General features: G+C 35.0%; 14 protein-coding genes and 1 riboswitch. Of the genes, 10 read left to right on the forward strand and 4 right to left on the reverse strand.

The window, feature by feature from the left end:
- Positions 1–344: 344 nt before the first annotated feature.
- On the reverse strand, positions 345–473 hold the full coding sequence (locus OTG27_RS14965; RefSeq protein WP_268937315.1) for an anti-repressor SinI family protein: 129 nt from the start codon (positions 471–473) through the stop codon (positions 345–347).
- 18 nt (positions 474–491) lie between these two features.
- Positions 492–575, reverse strand: a riboswitch (cyclic di-GMP riboswitch).
- A 1013-nt stretch (positions 576–1588) separates the two neighbouring features.
- Between OTG27_RS14965 and OTG27_RS14970 the strand changes: the two genes are divergently transcribed.
- From OTG27_RS14970 to OTG27_RS15015, 10 genes are all read left to right on the forward strand, one after another.
- On the forward strand, positions 1589–2764 hold the full coding sequence (locus OTG27_RS14970) for an acyltransferase family protein (protein WP_268937316.1): 1176 nt from the start codon (positions 1589–1591) through the stop codon (positions 2762–2764).
- Between the two features lie 55 nt (positions 2765–2819).
- Complete coding sequence (locus OTG27_RS14975; protein WP_268937317.1) at positions 2820–3563, forward strand: YveK family protein; 744 nt, start codon at positions 2820–2822, stop codon at positions 3561–3563.
- Positions 3553–4173 (forward strand): CpsD/CapB family tyrosine-protein kinase, encoded by a 621-nt coding sequence (locus OTG27_RS14980; protein WP_268937318.1) that lies wholly within the window; start codon positions 3553–3555, stop codon positions 4171–4173. Before OTG27_RS14975 ends, OTG27_RS14980 begins: the two co-directional genes overlap by 11 nt.
- A 104-nt stretch (positions 4174–4277) precedes the next feature.
- Positions 4278–4829, forward strand: coding sequence for a sugar transferase (locus tag OTG27_RS14985; RefSeq protein ID WP_250648688.1), 552 nt, complete (start codon positions 4278–4280; stop codon positions 4827–4829).
- A gap of 22 nt (positions 4830–4851) precedes the next feature.
- Positions 4852–5844, forward strand: coding sequence for an NAD-dependent epimerase/dehydratase family protein (locus OTG27_RS14990; RefSeq protein WP_268937319.1), 993 nt, complete (start codon positions 4852–4854; stop codon positions 5842–5844).
- A gap of 17 nt (positions 5845–5861) precedes the next feature.
- Positions 5862–7328, forward strand: a complete 1467-nt coding sequence (locus tag OTG27_RS14995) for an oligosaccharide flippase family protein (protein WP_268937320.1) — start codon at positions 5862–5864, stop codon at positions 7326–7328.
- Positions 7309–8529, forward strand: a complete 1221-nt coding sequence (locus OTG27_RS15000) for an O-antigen ligase family protein (protein WP_268937321.1) — start codon at positions 7309–7311, stop codon at positions 8527–8529. The genes OTG27_RS14995 and OTG27_RS15000 overlap by 20 nt, the downstream gene beginning before the upstream one ends.
- Positions 8507–9310 carry a glycosyltransferase family 2 protein gene (locus OTG27_RS15005; RefSeq protein WP_268937322.1) on the forward strand — a complete coding sequence of 268 codons (804 nt, stop codon included), beginning with the start codon at positions 8507–8509 and terminating at the stop codon, positions 9308–9310. Before OTG27_RS15000 ends, OTG27_RS15005 begins: the two co-directional genes overlap by 23 nt.
- Before the next feature lie 5 nt (positions 9311–9315).
- Positions 9316–10362, forward strand: coding sequence for a glycosyltransferase family 4 protein (locus tag OTG27_RS15010; protein WP_268937323.1), 1047 nt, complete (start codon positions 9316–9318; stop codon positions 10360–10362).
- A gap of 105 nt (positions 10363–10467) precedes the next feature.
- Positions 10468–12009, forward strand: a complete 1542-nt coding sequence (locus OTG27_RS15015; RefSeq protein ID WP_268937324.1) for a glycoside hydrolase family protein — start codon at positions 10468–10470, stop codon at positions 12007–12009.
- A 171-nt stretch (positions 12010–12180) separates the two neighbouring features.
- Here the strand turns inward: OTG27_RS15015 and OTG27_RS15020 are convergent, their stop codons facing one another.
- The 3 genes from OTG27_RS15020 to OTG27_RS15030 form a co-directional block, all read right to left on the reverse strand.
- A complete protein-coding gene (locus OTG27_RS15020) occupies positions 12181–13104 on the reverse strand; it encodes a hypothetical protein (RefSeq protein ID WP_268937325.1) in 924 nt (307 codons plus the stop codon).
- 428 nt (positions 13105–13532) lie between these two features.
- A complete protein-coding gene (locus OTG27_RS15025; RefSeq protein WP_268937326.1) occupies positions 13533–14879 on the reverse strand; it encodes an oligosaccharide repeat unit polymerase in 1347 nt (448 codons plus the stop codon).
- 776 nt (positions 14880–15655) lie between these two features.
- Complete coding sequence (locus tag OTG27_RS15030) at positions 15656–16975, reverse strand: UDP-glucose dehydrogenase family protein (RefSeq protein WP_268937327.1); 1320 nt, start codon at positions 16973–16975, stop codon at positions 15656–15658.
- Positions 16976–17211: the final 236 nt, after the last annotated feature.

Consider the following 17211-nt stretch of genomic DNA (forward strand, 5'->3'; position numbering starts at 1 on the left):
TGTAAAAGGTTACGTCTAACGCATTATGTACATTAAAAAATTCTATGATAATCATTTCAAATCCTGCCTAGGTATCATTTTAATATTTAAATTTATTAAGCACTTACTTTATAAAATTCATGATTATTTTTATCCAACCGCAAAATGCCAACCATAACGGTACACTAAATACAGTTCCCCACATTAATCCCTTCAAAAAGGCAATAGGTACATCCATAATAAAAATCCCCCTCAATAAGGTTGCATTTTTTTATTATTATCGCCATGTTCTTTATTCTGGATACCTTTTACGTTAATGAAAATAAAAAAAGAAGACTGTATAACAGCCTTCCTTAACATAATTTTTATCCCTGATTTGTTTTTTCCAGTTCATTTTCCTTGATGAACTCCCGCACATCTTCAATAGATAATCCTACATTTTTAGCCTCTAACATTAAATAAACCCATTCTTCCCGTTCATTGTTAGCTTCCATGATAAACCCCACCCAGCTTGTGGTAACACAGCCGTCTTAGCATGTAGCCTTAGACCTGTAATTTTGCGTCCCTACTTTTCAATAGGTTTGCCTTTCTCAAGTATATTTCACATTATGATCTTCCTATTTTGGTTCATGGAGTTAATCTTTTCATTCTTTCTTTTTAAGAAATCGTAATAGCCCATGAATTTTTTCACTAAGTATTAAATACTATATTCATGTTAATTATACTTAAAATCCTGTCCATTAATTAAAATACTTTTCGTTAATTTCCGCCATCATTCTACAATATTCTTAAAATCATAACTATATATATCTAGGAATTTTTATCAATCACAACAAGCTGAATAGGGATTAATATTAAAACAAAGCATTACGTTAACTTTCTTCGACGTTTATTAAAAACTTTCATAAAAATACTTCCTTCTTCTGTTTTAAAAAACTTAACTCCAACTAATTTTAAAGGTGTCCATATTTCTCTCATTTGGTATAAAGGCATTAAAGATCATCCTTTCTTCTATAAATTATTAATTGAGCTTTTTCTTTTAAAAGTGACAGGTATATATTAAATAGTAACATCTATTATTTTACATTTTTTGTTATTTTATTTTATATTCTTTGATAGAATTAACAGGTTATAATTTAACATAACAAACAAAATGTTCTTTATAACGAATAGTTAAATTGAAACTACCATCTTTACATTATTATGTCAATTGGTTTCTTAGTTTATTCTATTTGCATATTTAGTAGTTTATTTCCCTCTTACAGGAATAATAAACATCACCTGTATGTCTAATCCACAACTTGCTAACTAATCCCCAAACTTCCATATCTTACATTAAATTTATGGTAGTGGGAACAGGATTTATCCATTGGCCAAATTCTTGAAATTATTAAGGCATTTGTGTTCCGACTTTCAACTATGCTCCTTTTTATTAATTGACAAAAGTTTTTATTCGCCCATTAAACATTTCATAATTGAGCCTAAAAATTAGGATATGATGGTTAATATTGTATTTTTCTGTCTTTTCTTGTCTGTTTTAAAGAACTAACTATACTTTATTAAGAACAAGTGCTATATTATAAAAAAAACGGTTCCTATGGAGGAGGATATGACTAGATATGAGGAATTCGACTCATTAAGGGGTTTAGCTGCTCTCATAGTGTTAATTGGGCATTATTTGATGGTATACCCTTCATATGCTAATTATCAGTATGGTTCAAACAGCTCCTACATAATTTATTTATTCAAGGAAACTCCTTTACGCCTTTTTTTCAGCAGTGGAAATGAGTCTGTCATTCTATTCTTTGTATTGAGTGGTTTTGTTTTGTATTTATCAGTTAATAGTGCTAAATTCCACTATTCTACATACTTAATAAAACGAGTGTTTCGAATTTATTTACCATATTTAGTAGCAATAAGCATGGCTATATTGGCTAAAATGCTTTTAAGCCAAATTGATTTGCCCTTTATCACAGACTGGTTTAATAAAACTTGGACAGGCCCAGATACTCCTTCCTTATTAATAGAACATCTTTTGTTTATAGGGCAGTACAATACAGACGCCTATAACAATGTTATATGGTCTCTTGTACACGAAATGAGAATTTCAATTATATTTCCTTTACTGATTTTTTTATTTATACGAAAAAAGCTTAAAGACTCTTTATTATGGCTTTTTGTTTTAATTTTTTCGTCGACTATTTTTTTGTTTTTGTTTGGTTCTGGTGGCGATATAACCAGCATTCTTCTAAGTTTCCACTACTGTACTCTTTTTTTAATGGGAGCAATAATAGCGAAATATCGACATGGGCTTTTTTCCTACACCTTGAAAATGAAAAAACCTGTAAAAATCGCATTGTTGCTGGGTGCAATTATCTGTTTTATGTACGAAGGCATCATTGGTGAAGTGGATTTTTTAAACAATTATATTTTCAGGGATTATGTAGTCTCGTGCGGTGTTTGCATTTTTATTTTCATGAGCGTGTCATCCCAGAAAGTTTCAAAGATTTTGAGGTCTAGAATGCTAACTCTTCTTGGGAAAATTTCATATAGCTTGTATTTGTACCATCTTATATCCTTATTCTCATTGATGTACCTTTTCTATAACAAGCTGCCTACCGGTTTAATATTGATCTTTTCCTTTTTCTTTTCTTTTTTACTGTCTACAGCTTCCTATTTACTCGTGGAAAAACCATGCATGAGGCTCGGAACGTATTTCACAAGAAACAAACAAGAAAAAGGAATATCCAAAGATCACTTAGCATTAAAACGCAAAATAGGATAAATTCTTTGCAAGTTGTTAACGAATTCTTACTATCTCTAAAAAAGTGGTGAAATCGATGAATGAAAAAGTAAAAATTAAAGATTTTATACGAATCTTAAAAAAGCGAATACTTATCATTATTCTATCTACCCTTTGTATTACTGGTTTCATTATTTTTTCGTCCATGTACCTTATGAAGCCAGCCTATCAGTATTCCACTCAAGTTCTGGCAGGATCTTTAAGCATGGATCAAAAAGATGCTTCCATAAACAAAGTGCAAGAGAACAGACAGCTTGCCCTATCGTATATGGACATCATTAAAAGTCCTCAGATCATGTTAGGAGTTAAAGAGGAGTTGAATCTTAAGACTTCTAGCTATGACTTACTTAAGCAAGTTTCCATTACTAATCGAGATAATTCCCAAATCATCACGATTACCGTCAAGGATTCAAATCCTGAATCCGCTAAGGACATCGCCCAAACTGTCGCGAGACATTCGATTTCTAATTTTAAAGACATTACAAACGTTAAACAGATTAGCATTCTCAATGATAATGAAATGGGGCAAGCAGAACTGCTTTTCCCAAAGCCGAAATTCATCATAGCCATTTCAATCGTATTAGGCTTTTTTGCTGGAATAGGCTTAGCACTTTTTAGAGAGCATTTTGATGATTCAACCTACTCCGATAGGGAGCTTGAACTTCTTGGAATTCCATTATTAGGGAGGCTGAATTTGAATACCAAAAGAATAAACAGAAAACGTAAAACAACATATAAAACCTTACCTTCCACAAAACGGGGTGAATATAGTGAGTATTAAATTCACAAGGAAACAATCCTTTTACCTAAATGAAATCAATAAAGAGCAATTTTATTCGATATGTAACAATATCGAGTCTAACCTTAATAAAGACGATTCAATATTAATGATTACATCTCTTTCACAATCACAGAATATTGTAAATGCATCAGCGTACTTAGCACTTGCCTTTTCTGAGCAGCGTAAACGAGTCCTTGTAGTGGATGCTAATCTGCGCCAACCTTCGCTGCATCAAGTGTTTAATATCGATAATTCATTCGGTTTGACTAACCTGCTTTTAAATGAGAAGCCCATTAACGAACATGCTATACATATTAAGGGGCATCTATTCTGTATCCCTACAAGCGAAGCCATTTATGAACCAGCAACATTATTAACATTAGAGACCCTTCCGACTCTGATTGAAGAGTGGAAGAAGGATTTTGACATCATTTTATTCCATACATCAGACAGTTTAAATAAACCTGATGCAAATATCATTGCTAAATATTGTGATGGCATAATATTAGCTATACAAGAAGGCAGAGATAAGTTAGAGAAAATTGCCGGTGTGAAAATGCAATTTGAACGGGCAAATCTTGAAATTTCAGGATCAATGATCATTTCTTAATTCAGGGAGGATAACCAGTGGATTCGAAAGTCAGAGTCGATAGGCAGGAAGAAATCCTTACAAAACCACTATCGACATCATCTAATTTTAATATAAAGCGCACTATGGATTTAATCATCTCATTTTTTATGCTAATACTTACAGCACCTATTTTACTTTTATTCTGCATTCTTATCCCTATTGATTCAACTGGCTCCCCTTTTTTTTATCAGCAAAGACTAGGTCTGGATGGGAAGCCTTTCAATATGATTAAACTGCGTTCCATGGGCATCGATGCCGAAAAAAATGGGCCTAAGTGGGCAAGTGCAAATGATTCCAGGGTGACTAGAATAGGAGCCTTTATACGAAAAACACGGATTGATGAAATCCCTCAGCTTATTAATGTTTTAAAAGGAGATATGTCGCTCATCGGGCCAAGACCTGAAAGGGAATATTTCTATAAAGAATTTGAAAAGTTTTTGCCTGGCTTTAAAAACCGTTTATATGTAAAACCTGGAATTACTGGATGGGCACAAGTAAATGGGGGTTATGATTTATCACCAAAAGAAAAGCTGCATTATGACCTATATTATATTCAACACCGCTCATTTGCTATGGAAATCAAGATTTTGTTCCGAACATTGACCATAGTCTTTACTGGTAATGGAGCTAGATAATCTAAAAAAGGGGTAGTGAAAAATGAAAAAAGTACTAGTAACTGGGGGCTTTGGATTTATAGGTTCTCATATTGTTGATACATTAATCCGTAATAATTATGAAGTGGCTATATATGATAACCTCTCCACCGGATCTATCGGAAATGTCCAAGCCAAAGTCACTCCATTCTTTGGAAATGTAGAGGATGAGGTCCTGCTTGAAAAAGCGATGGAGTCATTTAGGCCTGACTATGTCATTCATCAAGCTGCACAAGTAAGTGTACAACAATCCATTTCGGATATTACGAATGATGCACGAATCAATATCATGGGAACGATAAACATCGCTAAGCTTTCTCACAAGTATGCCGTTAAAAAGATCGTGTTCGCCTCATCAGCAGCTGTATATGGAGATGCTGATGTCATGCCAATCACATTATCACATCTTACCTCTCCATTATCACCCTATGGTGCATCAAAAAAAACGGCAGAGGATTATCTAAAGCTTGCTAAAGAATTATACGATTTAAATTATGTGAATCTTCGATACAGCAATGTATATGGGCCAAGACAGACAGCTAGCGGCGAAGGCGGTGTTATATCGATTTTCACTAATCTTGTCATAAAAAATGAGCGGCCCGTCATTTATGGAGACGGTACTCAAACAAGGGATTTCATCTATGTAAAGGATGTAGCCGATGCCAATCTGAAAGCGTTGGAATATGAAGAAAGCGGCACCTTCAATGTCTCATCAACCACCAGTACAAGCATCAATCAATTATTCTCGACTATTCAATCCTTTGGCAGTAATGATTTATCTCCTATTTATCAGCCAGCGAAAAATGGGGATATCAAAGAAAGCATACTCTGTAATAAAACGACACTTCAAAAATTGGCTTGGCACCCCGCACATTCACTTGAACAGGGTCTTACGAGCACATATGAATATTATTTAAACCAAAATCAGCCTTCTTTAACCAGCAAGACAATTCATTCACCTGCACCTCTACTCAAGTCAACGACTTTATCGTCATAAAATCGGGAGCGAATAAAGTGAGTACAAAGAAAAATTCTATTTTAAAAAATATTGTCCATTTATTTTACAGTACCATTCTATCCAATGTTCTTAATGCGGCCACGCTCATTCTATTAGCAAATTATTTTAACTCAAAGAACTACGGGATTTTCAGTGTGGCATTGGCTCTTGCCATGGTCATGAATTTTTTCACGGACCTCGGGACAAGTAATACTTTTTTAAGGGAAGGATCAAAAAAGGAAAACTTAGAAAGAACATTTTCTTCCTATATTAAGATTCGGATAGTTTGCTCCCTTTTGACCTTTTTTGTTTTTTTTGGCGGCATTCACATTCTTTATCAAGAACAACAAATTCTTTATATGATCTATAGCTTAATGATCCCGATGGTCATTGGCCTGGCGATGCAAAGTATTGGAATAACCTATTTTCAATTAACTGAAAGGATGCAATTCATCGCGTCGATAAAGATCGTCTCTTCTTTTGCGTTGATACTTTCAACCACGGTGAGTATGGGCTTGAAAGTGGATGTTCATCTGGCAGCCTTTTTATATGGATTCTCTTATTTAGCCGGTGGATTTTACAGCTTTTATTTACTGCTGAAAAAAGCGGAAATAAAATGGAAGTCTCCTTTTGAAAAACAATTATTAACGAATCTCAGTCCGTTTTTAATCAGTGGGTTATTTATTATGCTAACCCCACAATTGGGCCCATTGGTGCTGGAAAAAACACTGCCTTTAGCGCTTGTCGGCCTCTTTGCAGTAGCCTATCGGATTCCTTCTGCTTTATACCAAATACCAGGAGTCATTGCAGGAGCCTTTTTTCCGCTTTTATTTAAGCGATACAACCAAGGGGAGCTTGCAGAACACACAAGATTGAATATCCTGCAAATGAAAATCATGTCCTATATCGGCATGTGCATGACTATAACCTTATTCTACTTGGCCACTTATCTCGTTACCATTTTATTTGGACCCGAGTGGGGATCTGCGGTTCAGCCTTTAAAAATATTGGCTTTTATAATCGTTCTGCAAGGATTTAACATTGCCATTGCTGACGGTCTCACAACAAGGGGATTACAGAACCGGCGTACAATTGTCCAGTTTATAACCATCACCATTGGTTTGGTTTCCTTCTATTACATGAGCGTTAACTATGCAGTGGCAGGCTCAGCTTTTGCCGTCCTTACCATGGAAATCGTCTCATTCATTGGCTATGTCGCTGCCAATCCAGAAAAAAGAGCGGTACTTTTCAAGGTCATCCTGCCGTATGGTACCTTCTTTTGCATCAGTTTCATCCTGATGCTCAACTTATTATCCGAGTATCCTTTTATAGCCATGATTTCTACCATCATTTTCGTCACTGCTCTAATTTTGCTGCTCGATAAGAGCATCAAGCAATTAATCGTTGGCTTTATTAAAAAGAAACCTGCTACCGAACATTTACAAGATGGGAGACAAAAAGAGAATGGAAAGATTGCTAATTAATAAAAACACCTCTATATGGTCAGTCTTTCTCTTGTTATTTTTTATTACGCTCAGTAAATATAATATCTCCATCGGTTTTTCATTAAAAATTTACATGATTTTTCTAGCCATTTTCTTTTGCTTTCATTTTCGGGAATTCTATTTCCGTACCCTTTATCATTATGAGATCCTTTTGCTTTTATTTTATTTCACCTATTGTCTGAGCGGCGCTTTTTCTCAGTATCCTGAATCGAGCATTCGGGTCATTCTAGGAGTGATACTCGTACTCGGCTGTTATTTCATCATGAGATATGTATTGGAGCTAACTTCGTTAAGTGCAATTGAGAAATCGATTGCAAATGTCGGAATCATCTTTAACGTCATTAGCCTATTATTATACTTCATCGGCATAAAGGTGACAGGAAGATTTCCAACGGGTGTTGAGATTACATCATATGGATTATTATTGGACCGGGATTATCCAAGATTAATCGGTTTGCTGGATGACCCCAACATCTTCATTTTTTTTAACACAATCTTTTTTTCCTATTATTTAACCAATTTAAAGGGATTCAAGCATTCAATCGGATTCCTCCTATGTATGATTACTTCCCTTCTGACTTTTTCTAGAGGCGGTATTTTAGCGCTTGTACTGGTGGTCGTTTTGTACATGCTGTTAGCTAATTTCTCAAAAAAAATCAAAATGTTAGCTGTTTCCTTATTATTTTTAGGGGTGATATATGTTGCTGGATCTCTTATCAATATAGATCTCAATGAAATCGTCACGAGCCGCATTTCTGACTTTTCAACTGACGGGGGCAGCGGCAGGTTTGAATTATGGGGGCAGGCGATCAACTACTTTATGTCAAATCCCCTTTTTGGCATTGGCGCTTTTAATTTTTCCGATTATTACGCTTTTGAGCATAATGAAAAGCTATATGTTCACAATACGTATTTAGAGGTTTTAGTAGAGTCTGGAATCATTGGTTTTCTTTTTTACCTTTCCTTTTTATTAATGCTTATCATCACTTTATTCAAGACTAAATTACATAAAGAAAAACCGTTCATTGTGCTAACTCTTTTTGCTTTCTTAATACAGATGATGTCCCTTTCACTCATGATTAATGAAGCATTTTTTTCCTTTTTAGCACTAACTTTAAAATATATTTCGGTATATGAGAAAAAAGAGGTGGAATGTAATGACCTACAGCAAAAAGGATGATAGACCTTTAGTTTCCGTGATAACTCCCTCGTATAACTGCTCGTCTTTTATCCCTGAAACGATAAAAACTGTCCAGGATCAAACCTATTTTAACTGGGAGATGATCATTGTAGATGATCAATCAAAGGATGATTCTGTTTCTATCATTAAATCCTATGCTGAGAAAGATTCACGGATCAGACTTATTCCCTTATCCAAGAATGTCGGAGCTGCCCGCGCAAGAAATATAGCCATTAAAGAAGCCAACGGAAAATATATCGCGTTTCTTGATAGTGATGATTTATGGCTCCCAACTAAATTGGAAGAACAAGTCGCATTTATGCAACAGGGAAATCTAGCTTTCTCTTTCACCTCTTATTCTTTAATAGATGAAGAAGGTGAGTCTCTTGATGTTGAAGTAAAGGCACCTAAAGAAGTGGATTATAAGCATCTAATTGGAAATACAACAATTGGCTGTTTAACCGTGATGCTGGATAGGCTGCAATTCAAGCATATCGAAATGCCCGATATTCAGCCTGAGGATACTGCATTATGGCTGTTACTGTTACGACAAGGATATAAAGCACATGGCTTACCAAAAGTGTTATCCAAATATCGGATTGTAAGTAACTCTACTTCAAGAAATAAATTTAAGGCTGCTTACCGATATTGGAAGCTGTTACGAAGCCAGGAAAAATTAAATTTCGTAAAAGCTAACTTCTATTTTAGCAAGTACGCCTATAACGCATACAACAAAAACAGAGGTTCACAGGCTGCCTCTTTACTAAATGGAGGGAAATAAGGTATATGAACAATGTCCTGCTACTTACAGATAAACTCATAATTGGCGGAGCTGAGATGTATTTTTGCAAATTGGAAAACCATCTCCAGGATGAAAACATGACGTTTTACTCTGCTGCTGCGACGGGGGAATTGTACAAGCAAATTCATAACAAACAACAATTCATTCCTTTAAGCTTAAAGAATCACCTTGCCAACCTTAAAATACTGATTAAAGAAGTCAGCTTAAAACACATCGATGTCATTCATGCCAATAGTTTACGAATGCTGCTATACTCGATCGCCATCAAGAAACTGACAAGAAGAAATATCAAGCTCGTGTATACCAAGCATAATGTAACCATCCTAGAAAAAAAGATGCCCTTTCTATTTAAAAGAGTGCTGAATCAGCATGTGGAAGAAATTATCGCAATTAGTAATTTTGAACGGGATAACTTACTTCAGCTTGGTGTTAGGAATGAGCTTATTCGGACGATTTACAATGGCGTAGATGTGGAGACCTTTTCTTTTAAACAATTAGAGCCTAAAGAAACCTTCAATGTGGGAATCTTAGCCCGCTTATCAAAAGAGAAAAATCATGAACTTTTCTTGAAAATCGTTAATGAGTTAAAGGACGTACCTAACGTTATGTTTTATATTGCTGGAGATGGACCGGAGCGGGCATTTGTAGAAAAGATGATTAAAGACTTAAAGTTACGCCATAAAGTGATGCTCTTAGGTAATGCATCCAATCCGTATGAATTTATATGCAATATGGACGTACTACTTTTAACATCACTTAGAGAAGTTTTTCCAATGGTCGTCCTGGAAGCCATGGCAGCAGGTACGCCAATTATGTCTGTGGATGTAGGCGGCATTAAAGAAGCCGTTGTGGACCATGAAACCGGGATTCTCATTTCACACCATTCAGAACAGGAATTTGCCAAACAAATTAAAACGCTTCAAGATAGTGTAGATTTAAGACAACGCTTGGGAATTAAAGCAAGACAAAAAGTAGAAGAATCCTTCTCCCTCTCGAATATGATTCATTCTACACTCAAAACCTATCAATGAACAAAAAACAAATGATGACCTCGTTTGTTTTTTGTTTTTTATACCTATACATACTTTTTGGACAAGCATATGCTATATAACATCACCATAAAAGGAGTGTTATATATGGCAGACCCACTCAACCTCCCTGAGGATTGCCAGAACAGGAATGTCGCTAATATAGATTGTTTTGGAGCCGATCCCAATCTAGCTGATAATTCACCAGCCATTCAAGCAGCGATTGATTATTGTGTAGATAATAACTACTCTAAAGTTGTCATAACAGGGAAGAAACAATATACCCTCTCCTCCCCCATTATCATTAAGCAAAATGTCCATCTAGAAATTGATCCGACGATAACGTTAATAATTAAAGGTAATTTCCAGGTTTTTGAACTGCAAAAGGATGCTTCCCTCTCCGGCGGGACGATTGAAGTAGTCGATACCAGCTTCAATTCATCCGTCATTTTCCTTTCCGGGGCGCAGCAAATAGAAATCCATAATCATTCAGCTATATCCAATATCAATATTATTAACCGTACTACAACATATCAAGGTATAGCCATCCATCTATACTGTAACAAAGCATGGGATTTCATCAGTTTCTTTAAGGCAAGCTCCCTCCAAATCACAAACTTCCATACAGCTCTCTATTTAAAAACTGAAAAACTATCAAATATAGATACCCCATGCTGGATTAATGCCAACTCCTTCGAGTCCATTTTTATAGATGGCTGCCAGTACGGTATCGAGATTGTAGGAAACAGTGATCTACCTTACGAAATTTCCGGAAATATGTTTACCGGAATCCAAGTTCAATGCCGGAGCCAAACAAAGAAAGTCATCCGTTGTTCGGGTGCCTATAATATTTTTGAAGGAGTTATATGGGATACCTATCGTATGGATGCTCCTCCTCTGGTCATCGAATTCTCTTCTACATCTCATCACAACTACCTCTTTTCGAACCAAGTAGCTACATCAATTCTAGACCGTGGCCAATACAATCGATGCACATCTCCTCATGAAGAATCGCTCCAAGTATATCCACCTCTAGCCTTAGGCAAAGCGCATCTGGTCGGAAATCAAGACGATATCCTAGTAAATGCAAACGTCCGCTACGCTGTACGTCAGCTTTCTGGAAAGGCTCCTTATGGAGGAAATATCAATAATTGCTTCAATTTACTCGATGAGCAAAGTGTAAATTACCTCGATGTCCCTAGTTCCCAACCGGTAGTGATTGAATTGGATTTTACTAAACAGCCTATTAAAATGCTAAATTGCTTTGGTATTTATTTTGGATGGAATGAAAGTCCCAGCCGAGTATTAATTGAATATCAACAAAGCTTAAACGGACCTTGGACAGTTGCAAAAAATCTCCCGTTTAATGCCGGTAACACGGTAATCTCAGAAGCAAGAGCAGAAACACTGTATAAGATTAGACTGACGTTAAGCGGCTATACACAAGAGCACAAACGATTCCGGATCAATCGGATCTTCGCAAGATCATCGTTACAGCAAGGTGCAGCTTGGCTGCCGACTACAGGCGGAACATTATATGGAGATTTAGAACTTCAAAAAGGGAAAGCTGTGAAAATGGCTTCACCAAACGGAACTAAGTGGAAAGTGACTATTAATGATCAAGGTCAAATTATCACTACAAATCTATGACTACTAAATATAAAAAACTGGCATATATACTCTTTATCCAATGAGGAAAGGATTATTCCCCAGTGATAAAGAACAATAGTACCAGTTGATTAATGGTTATTAATGTTATCTCCAATTACATTACAGGGTGTGTGCCTATCCATTAGCTGCTAATCACCCTTTTCAATTTTATTATTGATTCAAGATATTGGCTTGGCCTCTGTCAGTGATTCGGCTCATATTCAAGGATGGGATATCAATGATAGTGCCCATGCTATTTTCCGTAAGTTCAACAATATCGTTTTGAAGTGTGATTTTGTCCAGATCCCAAACCATGCCCTCAAACTTATTGTATTGCCCATTTACCTTCAAAATGCTCTTTGTTTTCCCTGAAGGCTGTATCTGTAAGTTAGTAAATTGATTACCACTAACCTCATTCGGTACGGTAGAGTTACTATCTATGTAAATCATATTCACACAATCTTCTAAGGAAAGATTCAAAAAACGATTAGCATTGATCCAGGCCTTACCAGAAGACGGTTCTTCAGCTATTAACTTTACTCCAGTCTCCATTCCTGCAACATTGACATTTTCAAAGTTCACGAAAGAAATCTCATGTTCCTTACCGCCAGCATATAAAGATATCGCTGTACCCTGATTACTCTCAGACCAATTAATGATATTTACATCCTTCACATGCGTTTTGTTCCAGGTATTATAATATTTATACTTACCATCCAAGTATATGACCTCTGAATCAAATTCAGCATCATTAATCACTACATAAGCACCTTCGATGGAAGCATTCTGCTCAAGCTCAAGCACCCTAAAGTTCCCCTCAACAACAAACTTCGTTCCGTACCCGAAAAGCAGCTTAACACCTTTCCTAACTTTGATTGGTGATGAAATCGAATACTCCCTATCATCCAGCATAACCGTCTTTAACTTATTGGCCTTTGCATGATCAATGGCAGCCTGAATTTTTGCAGAATCATTGGCCCCTTTAAAATCTTCAACGTATATTTTTTCTTTGTGATTCGATATAGATTGTTTCTGCTGAAAAATGAAGAAAACAATAAGCAAAAAACAGATAGATAGACCAATTATTTTTTTCATGAAATTCATCCTTATTTCTTTATTTTTTTCTATTAGTTAATACTTGATTTCTATTACTAAAAGTATTATCAATGTATTCCATGACTACTTATATAGAAGAGTCATTCCGAAATTCTTTATCCTACCCATCACACTCTCACTTTAGCTGTTTGTCCAACCTTTTGGATATAATTCTGAAAATAATGATTCATTTCTATTTCACTCACATGAAAAAGAAGCAACTGTATAAACCGATGGCTGTATACCATAACTAGAAAGTTTCCCGTTGAAATATGATCTAATCTCCACCATTAATTATCATCATTATTTCTTGGCTAATACCTCTTTTAAATAAATGAGGCCACCCCAAGGGTGGCTTAGATTTTGTGGATTTCTTAGTTTTAGTTACCGCTCAGCTTGTTCCTAATTGAGTTAAAAAAATAGTTTCACTAGACCAATTTATATTTCTTTTTCCTTTTGAATCCCAGAAAGAAGATTCCTAAAAAGATAGTTATTACTAGTATATCTGTTAGGGTTTGAACAATTCTCAAATTACTAATTTGAAAATTCAATAGAATTTTTCCGTAAATTAACATGGAATGCAAGCTATAATCAGACTTAATCATATACACATATGCTGCTTGATATATGACCCCTAAGAGATACATTCCAAAAAATACACCAGGCATCCAAAAATTCATATACATTGCACCAAAAGTTTCTGGCGGCCATGAAGATGGGTACATATTTACATATGGTGTGGATGGAGATACTTGCCACCCCTCTGCTAGTGTTCTTACATAAACTCCATCATCAACCGGAGGTTTTTCAGGATATAGAGAACTCGGCAAAGGAGCGTAAAATAAATCTACAAAACTACTTCCTAGCCACAATTTATCAATTGTAAAATAATCCATTATAAACAAATAATGATCTATATAGCTAAATTGTCGTGTGACAGTACCTACATCTTCCGTAATCTCAGTTAAAAGTTTTTCAGGATTATTTGTATAAACTTCAATACCATCTGGTGCACGAAGAATAGGAATTACAATAATATAAATCAATGCAACAGGAACTATTAAAAGTAGTTTAAATTGTAGCCTTTTTATTTTGGCTACAGCAAAATGCCAAACGAGCATGGAAAAAACTATAAACTGTAAAGTTGATTTCCTTCCGCCCATTGAAGAAAGTAAAAATGAAACTCCCACTATTAAAATAATTAATACAAAGTATTTAAATAATGATTTCTTGTATTTAAAGGAACATATGAAGATAAAAACCGCCACTTCTAGTAGACCCATCAGTGTCATAGTATACCCGCTACCACTTGTGAAGGAAGCACGATGTTCAAGGTTATTAATCCAATTACTAAATCCTCCTGCGGAATCAAAAAAAAGTTTGTATCCCATGAGCCCTAAAAGTAAAGCCAATAAAAAAGCCCAAACATACTTCGATTTACTTTCATTACCTATCAAGACCGGGATCGGTTTTACAATTATAGATGAAAGTCGTGATTTCAATCCCAAAAGTAGCCCTACAACCCCTATTACTAATACAACTGCATATTTAGCAATCGCGAACTCTAGGTCTATTTCTGATATACGCCCTCGAACTAATGAATTTAGGATATTATAGTTTCCTGAAACAGACATTAAATAAGGAATATTAGTAATTATTATCAAGAACAGAGAAATCATTACTGGTGAGAATAGGTCTTTTTTGTGTTTTCTTGAATAAATCATAGGAATAGAGAATAAGACTAATAGAATGACTGAAATTATGAATATCTGCATTGTTTCCATCCTTTTTTGGATTTTCTTACAATTTTTTATGCTACCTAACACCTATACGTTCAGCATCAAAAATTTGAAGTTAGAAGGTAGAAGATATAAGTAGCACAATTTTAAATTCCTCACTTTTCTATATTGTAATTATACTAACATCCCTGCTACATCCTTCCAAAAATAAGATAGAGCGCTATGCCATATAGGGTTTTAAAAGATTCCATTCCAATACAATTCTCCATTTACTGTGCTTAAGGTTCTATTCAAAAAAAACGGATGGTTCTTGCATATTTTTAGCAAATCCAACATATGAAAGCAGGCCATGCCATATCCCATAAACAGAGTTCTTCATCTGAATATTTTGGAAAAGTAAAGGAATAAGCCATCATCAATAACGTCCAAGGAATATAGCATCAATTCATCGCCATAAGATAACTTCTGTCATAAGCTCTTTCATAAGTATCATTACTAGCAAGCTATCATAAACCTGCAAATAAAAGCCTTGGCTTCTACCCTTAGGAGATAATGTTTTAAAGGCAAAGTGCTAGAACATACCGAAACCACTTACTGCATATTTCCATTCTATAATTCTTTTTAATAAAGCATACCTAAGCTAAGCATATATCGGTGAACTACAATTTATAAATTACCTGTATTGAGAGATCCATTAAAAATAGTGATTTTATATTCTTTTGGTTATGTGTACTTTTCAAGTAATGTTGTCGGCTTAACTTTCCAGAGCTATAGGTACTGAACTCAAAAAATCAGCCATAATAGCTAAAAATCTACACAAGTGAAGCCTCTAAACTATTTATGGTCTCTCTACCAATTGAATCATAGATCATCTTCGCTTTTTTAGCACTATTTAAATCGTAGCAATTTCTACCATCTAGTACGATTGGAGTTTCCATAAGTTCGCTATATTTAGATAGATCAAAGTTTTTGACTTCATCCCATTCAGTAAAGATAAAACATATATCTGCATCCTTAATGGTTTCTTCAATGGTATTGCAGTAGGTTACTTTATCCGGATAGATTTCTCTAAAGTTATCCACACCAACAGGATCCCATGCTTTTAAATTGCATCCATCCTCTAACATAATAGGAATATTTACTAGAGTTGGTGCTTCCCTTAAGTCATCAGTTCCTGGTTTGAATGTTAATCCCAAAACAGCTACATTTATCCCTCTGAAACTATCAAAATACTTCCGAGCCTTCTTAATTAATTTTAACTTTTGATTTTCGTTCACATCTATGGCTGCCTTAATAGTCTTTAATTCATTATCATGAAAATTAGCTAACCAGTGAAGTGCTTTAGTATCTTTGGGGAAACATGATCCCCCGTAACCTATCCCTGCATTTAAAAATTTATTCCCTATACGACTATCAAAACCCATTCCAAGAGCAACATCTTCAATGTCAGCTCCAATAATTTCACAGAGATTTGCTATTTCATTTATAAATGATATTTTTAAAGCGAGAAAATCATTGGAAGCATACTTTATCATCTCCGCACTCTTCCTATTTGTAACAACTATAGGAGCATCAAAATCTTTATATACTCTACTTAAAATATCACCAGCAACTTCCTCTTCAACTCCAATAACGATCCTAGACGGGTATAATGTATCCCTTACTGCCGTACCTTGTGCCAAAAACTCTGGATTTGAAGCGACATATACATTTACTTCTTGAGCTAAGTTGTTTCTGATCATACCTTCTATCTTATCATTTGTACCTATTGGCACTGTTGATTTAACGACCACAACACAATCTTTCTCAATACTATTAGCAATTTGTAAAGCTACTGAATAGACATGACTTAAATTAGCTGATCCATCTTTCTTTTCTGGTGTACCAACTCCAATAAAAATAACATCTGCATCTCTATATGCTTCTTTATAATCTAATGTGAAATTCAATCTATTCATATTTCGGGCCATTAACTGTTCAAGATCTTTTTCATAAATAGGAGAAATACCAGCCTCCATTAGTGCTATTTTTCTTTTATCTACATCTACACAAGTAACAGAATGCCCTTGTTCCGCAAGGCAAACACCAGTTACTAATCCAACATAACCAGTACCAGCTACAGCAATTTTCATTTTTATTCCCCCTTCATTAATATATTTCATCACCTTTAGCATTTAATATATTAATCAGTACTATAATGGTAATTAGCAAGAAAAAACCAGACCTTTTCTCTACTAAATCATTCAAATCCGAATTTATTTTCTAGTAGTTTTATAAATACCCCTTTTGAATTTTAGGGAAAAGTAAATAAAGGTAAGAGAGCAACTAATAGATTTTATTGTTATAAATCACTATTAAATAGCTTGGT

This window comes from Peribacillus sp. AS_2 (genome assembly GCF_026891895.1).
GTDB classification, from domain to species: Bacteria; Bacillota; Bacilli; order Bacillales; family DSM-1321; genus Peribacillus; species Peribacillus frigoritolerans.

Excerpts from the sequence above, each read along its gene's own strand:
- OTG27_RS14965 (WP_268937315.1), bottom strand. The coding sequence starts at position 473 with ATGGAAGCTAACAATGAACGGGAAGAATGGGTTTATTTAATGTTAGAG.
- OTG27_RS14970 (WP_268937316.1), top strand. The coding sequence starts at position 1,589 with ATGACTAGATATGAGGAATTCGACTCATTAAGGGGTTTAGCTGCTCTC.
- OTG27_RS14975 (WP_268937317.1), top strand. The coding sequence starts at position 2,820 with ATGAATGAAAAAGTAAAAATTAAAGATTTTATACGAATCTTAAAAAAG.
- OTG27_RS14985 (WP_250648688.1), top strand. The coding sequence starts at position 4,278 with ATGGATTTAATCATCTCATTTTTTATGCTAATACTTACAGCACCTATT.
- OTG27_RS14990 (WP_268937319.1), top strand. The coding sequence starts at position 4,852 with ATGAAAAAAGTACTAGTAACTGGGGGCTTTGGATTTATAGGTTCTCAT.
- OTG27_RS15000 (WP_268937321.1), top strand. The coding sequence starts at position 7,309 with ATGGAAAGATTGCTAATTAATAAAAACACCTCTATATGGTCAGTCTTT.
- OTG27_RS15005 (WP_268937322.1), top strand. The coding sequence starts at position 8,507 with ATGACCTACAGCAAAAAGGATGATAGACCTTTAGTTTCCGTGATAACT.
- OTG27_RS15010 (WP_268937323.1), top strand. The coding sequence starts at position 9,316 with ATGAACAATGTCCTGCTACTTACAGATAAACTCATAATTGGCGGAGCT.
- OTG27_RS15015 (WP_268937324.1), top strand. The coding sequence starts at position 10,468 with ATGGCAGACCCACTCAACCTCCCTGAGGATTGCCAGAACAGGAATGTC.
- OTG27_RS15020 (WP_268937325.1), bottom strand. The coding sequence starts at position 13,104 with ATGAAAAAAATAATTGGTCTATCTATCTGTTTTTTGCTTATTGTTTTC.
- OTG27_RS15025 (WP_268937326.1), bottom strand. The coding sequence starts at position 14,879 with ATGCAGATATTCATAATTTCAGTCATTCTATTAGTCTTATTCTCTATT.
- OTG27_RS15030 (WP_268937327.1), bottom strand. The coding sequence starts at position 16,975 with ATGAAAATTGCTGTAGCTGGTACTGGTTATGTTGGATTAGTAACTGGT.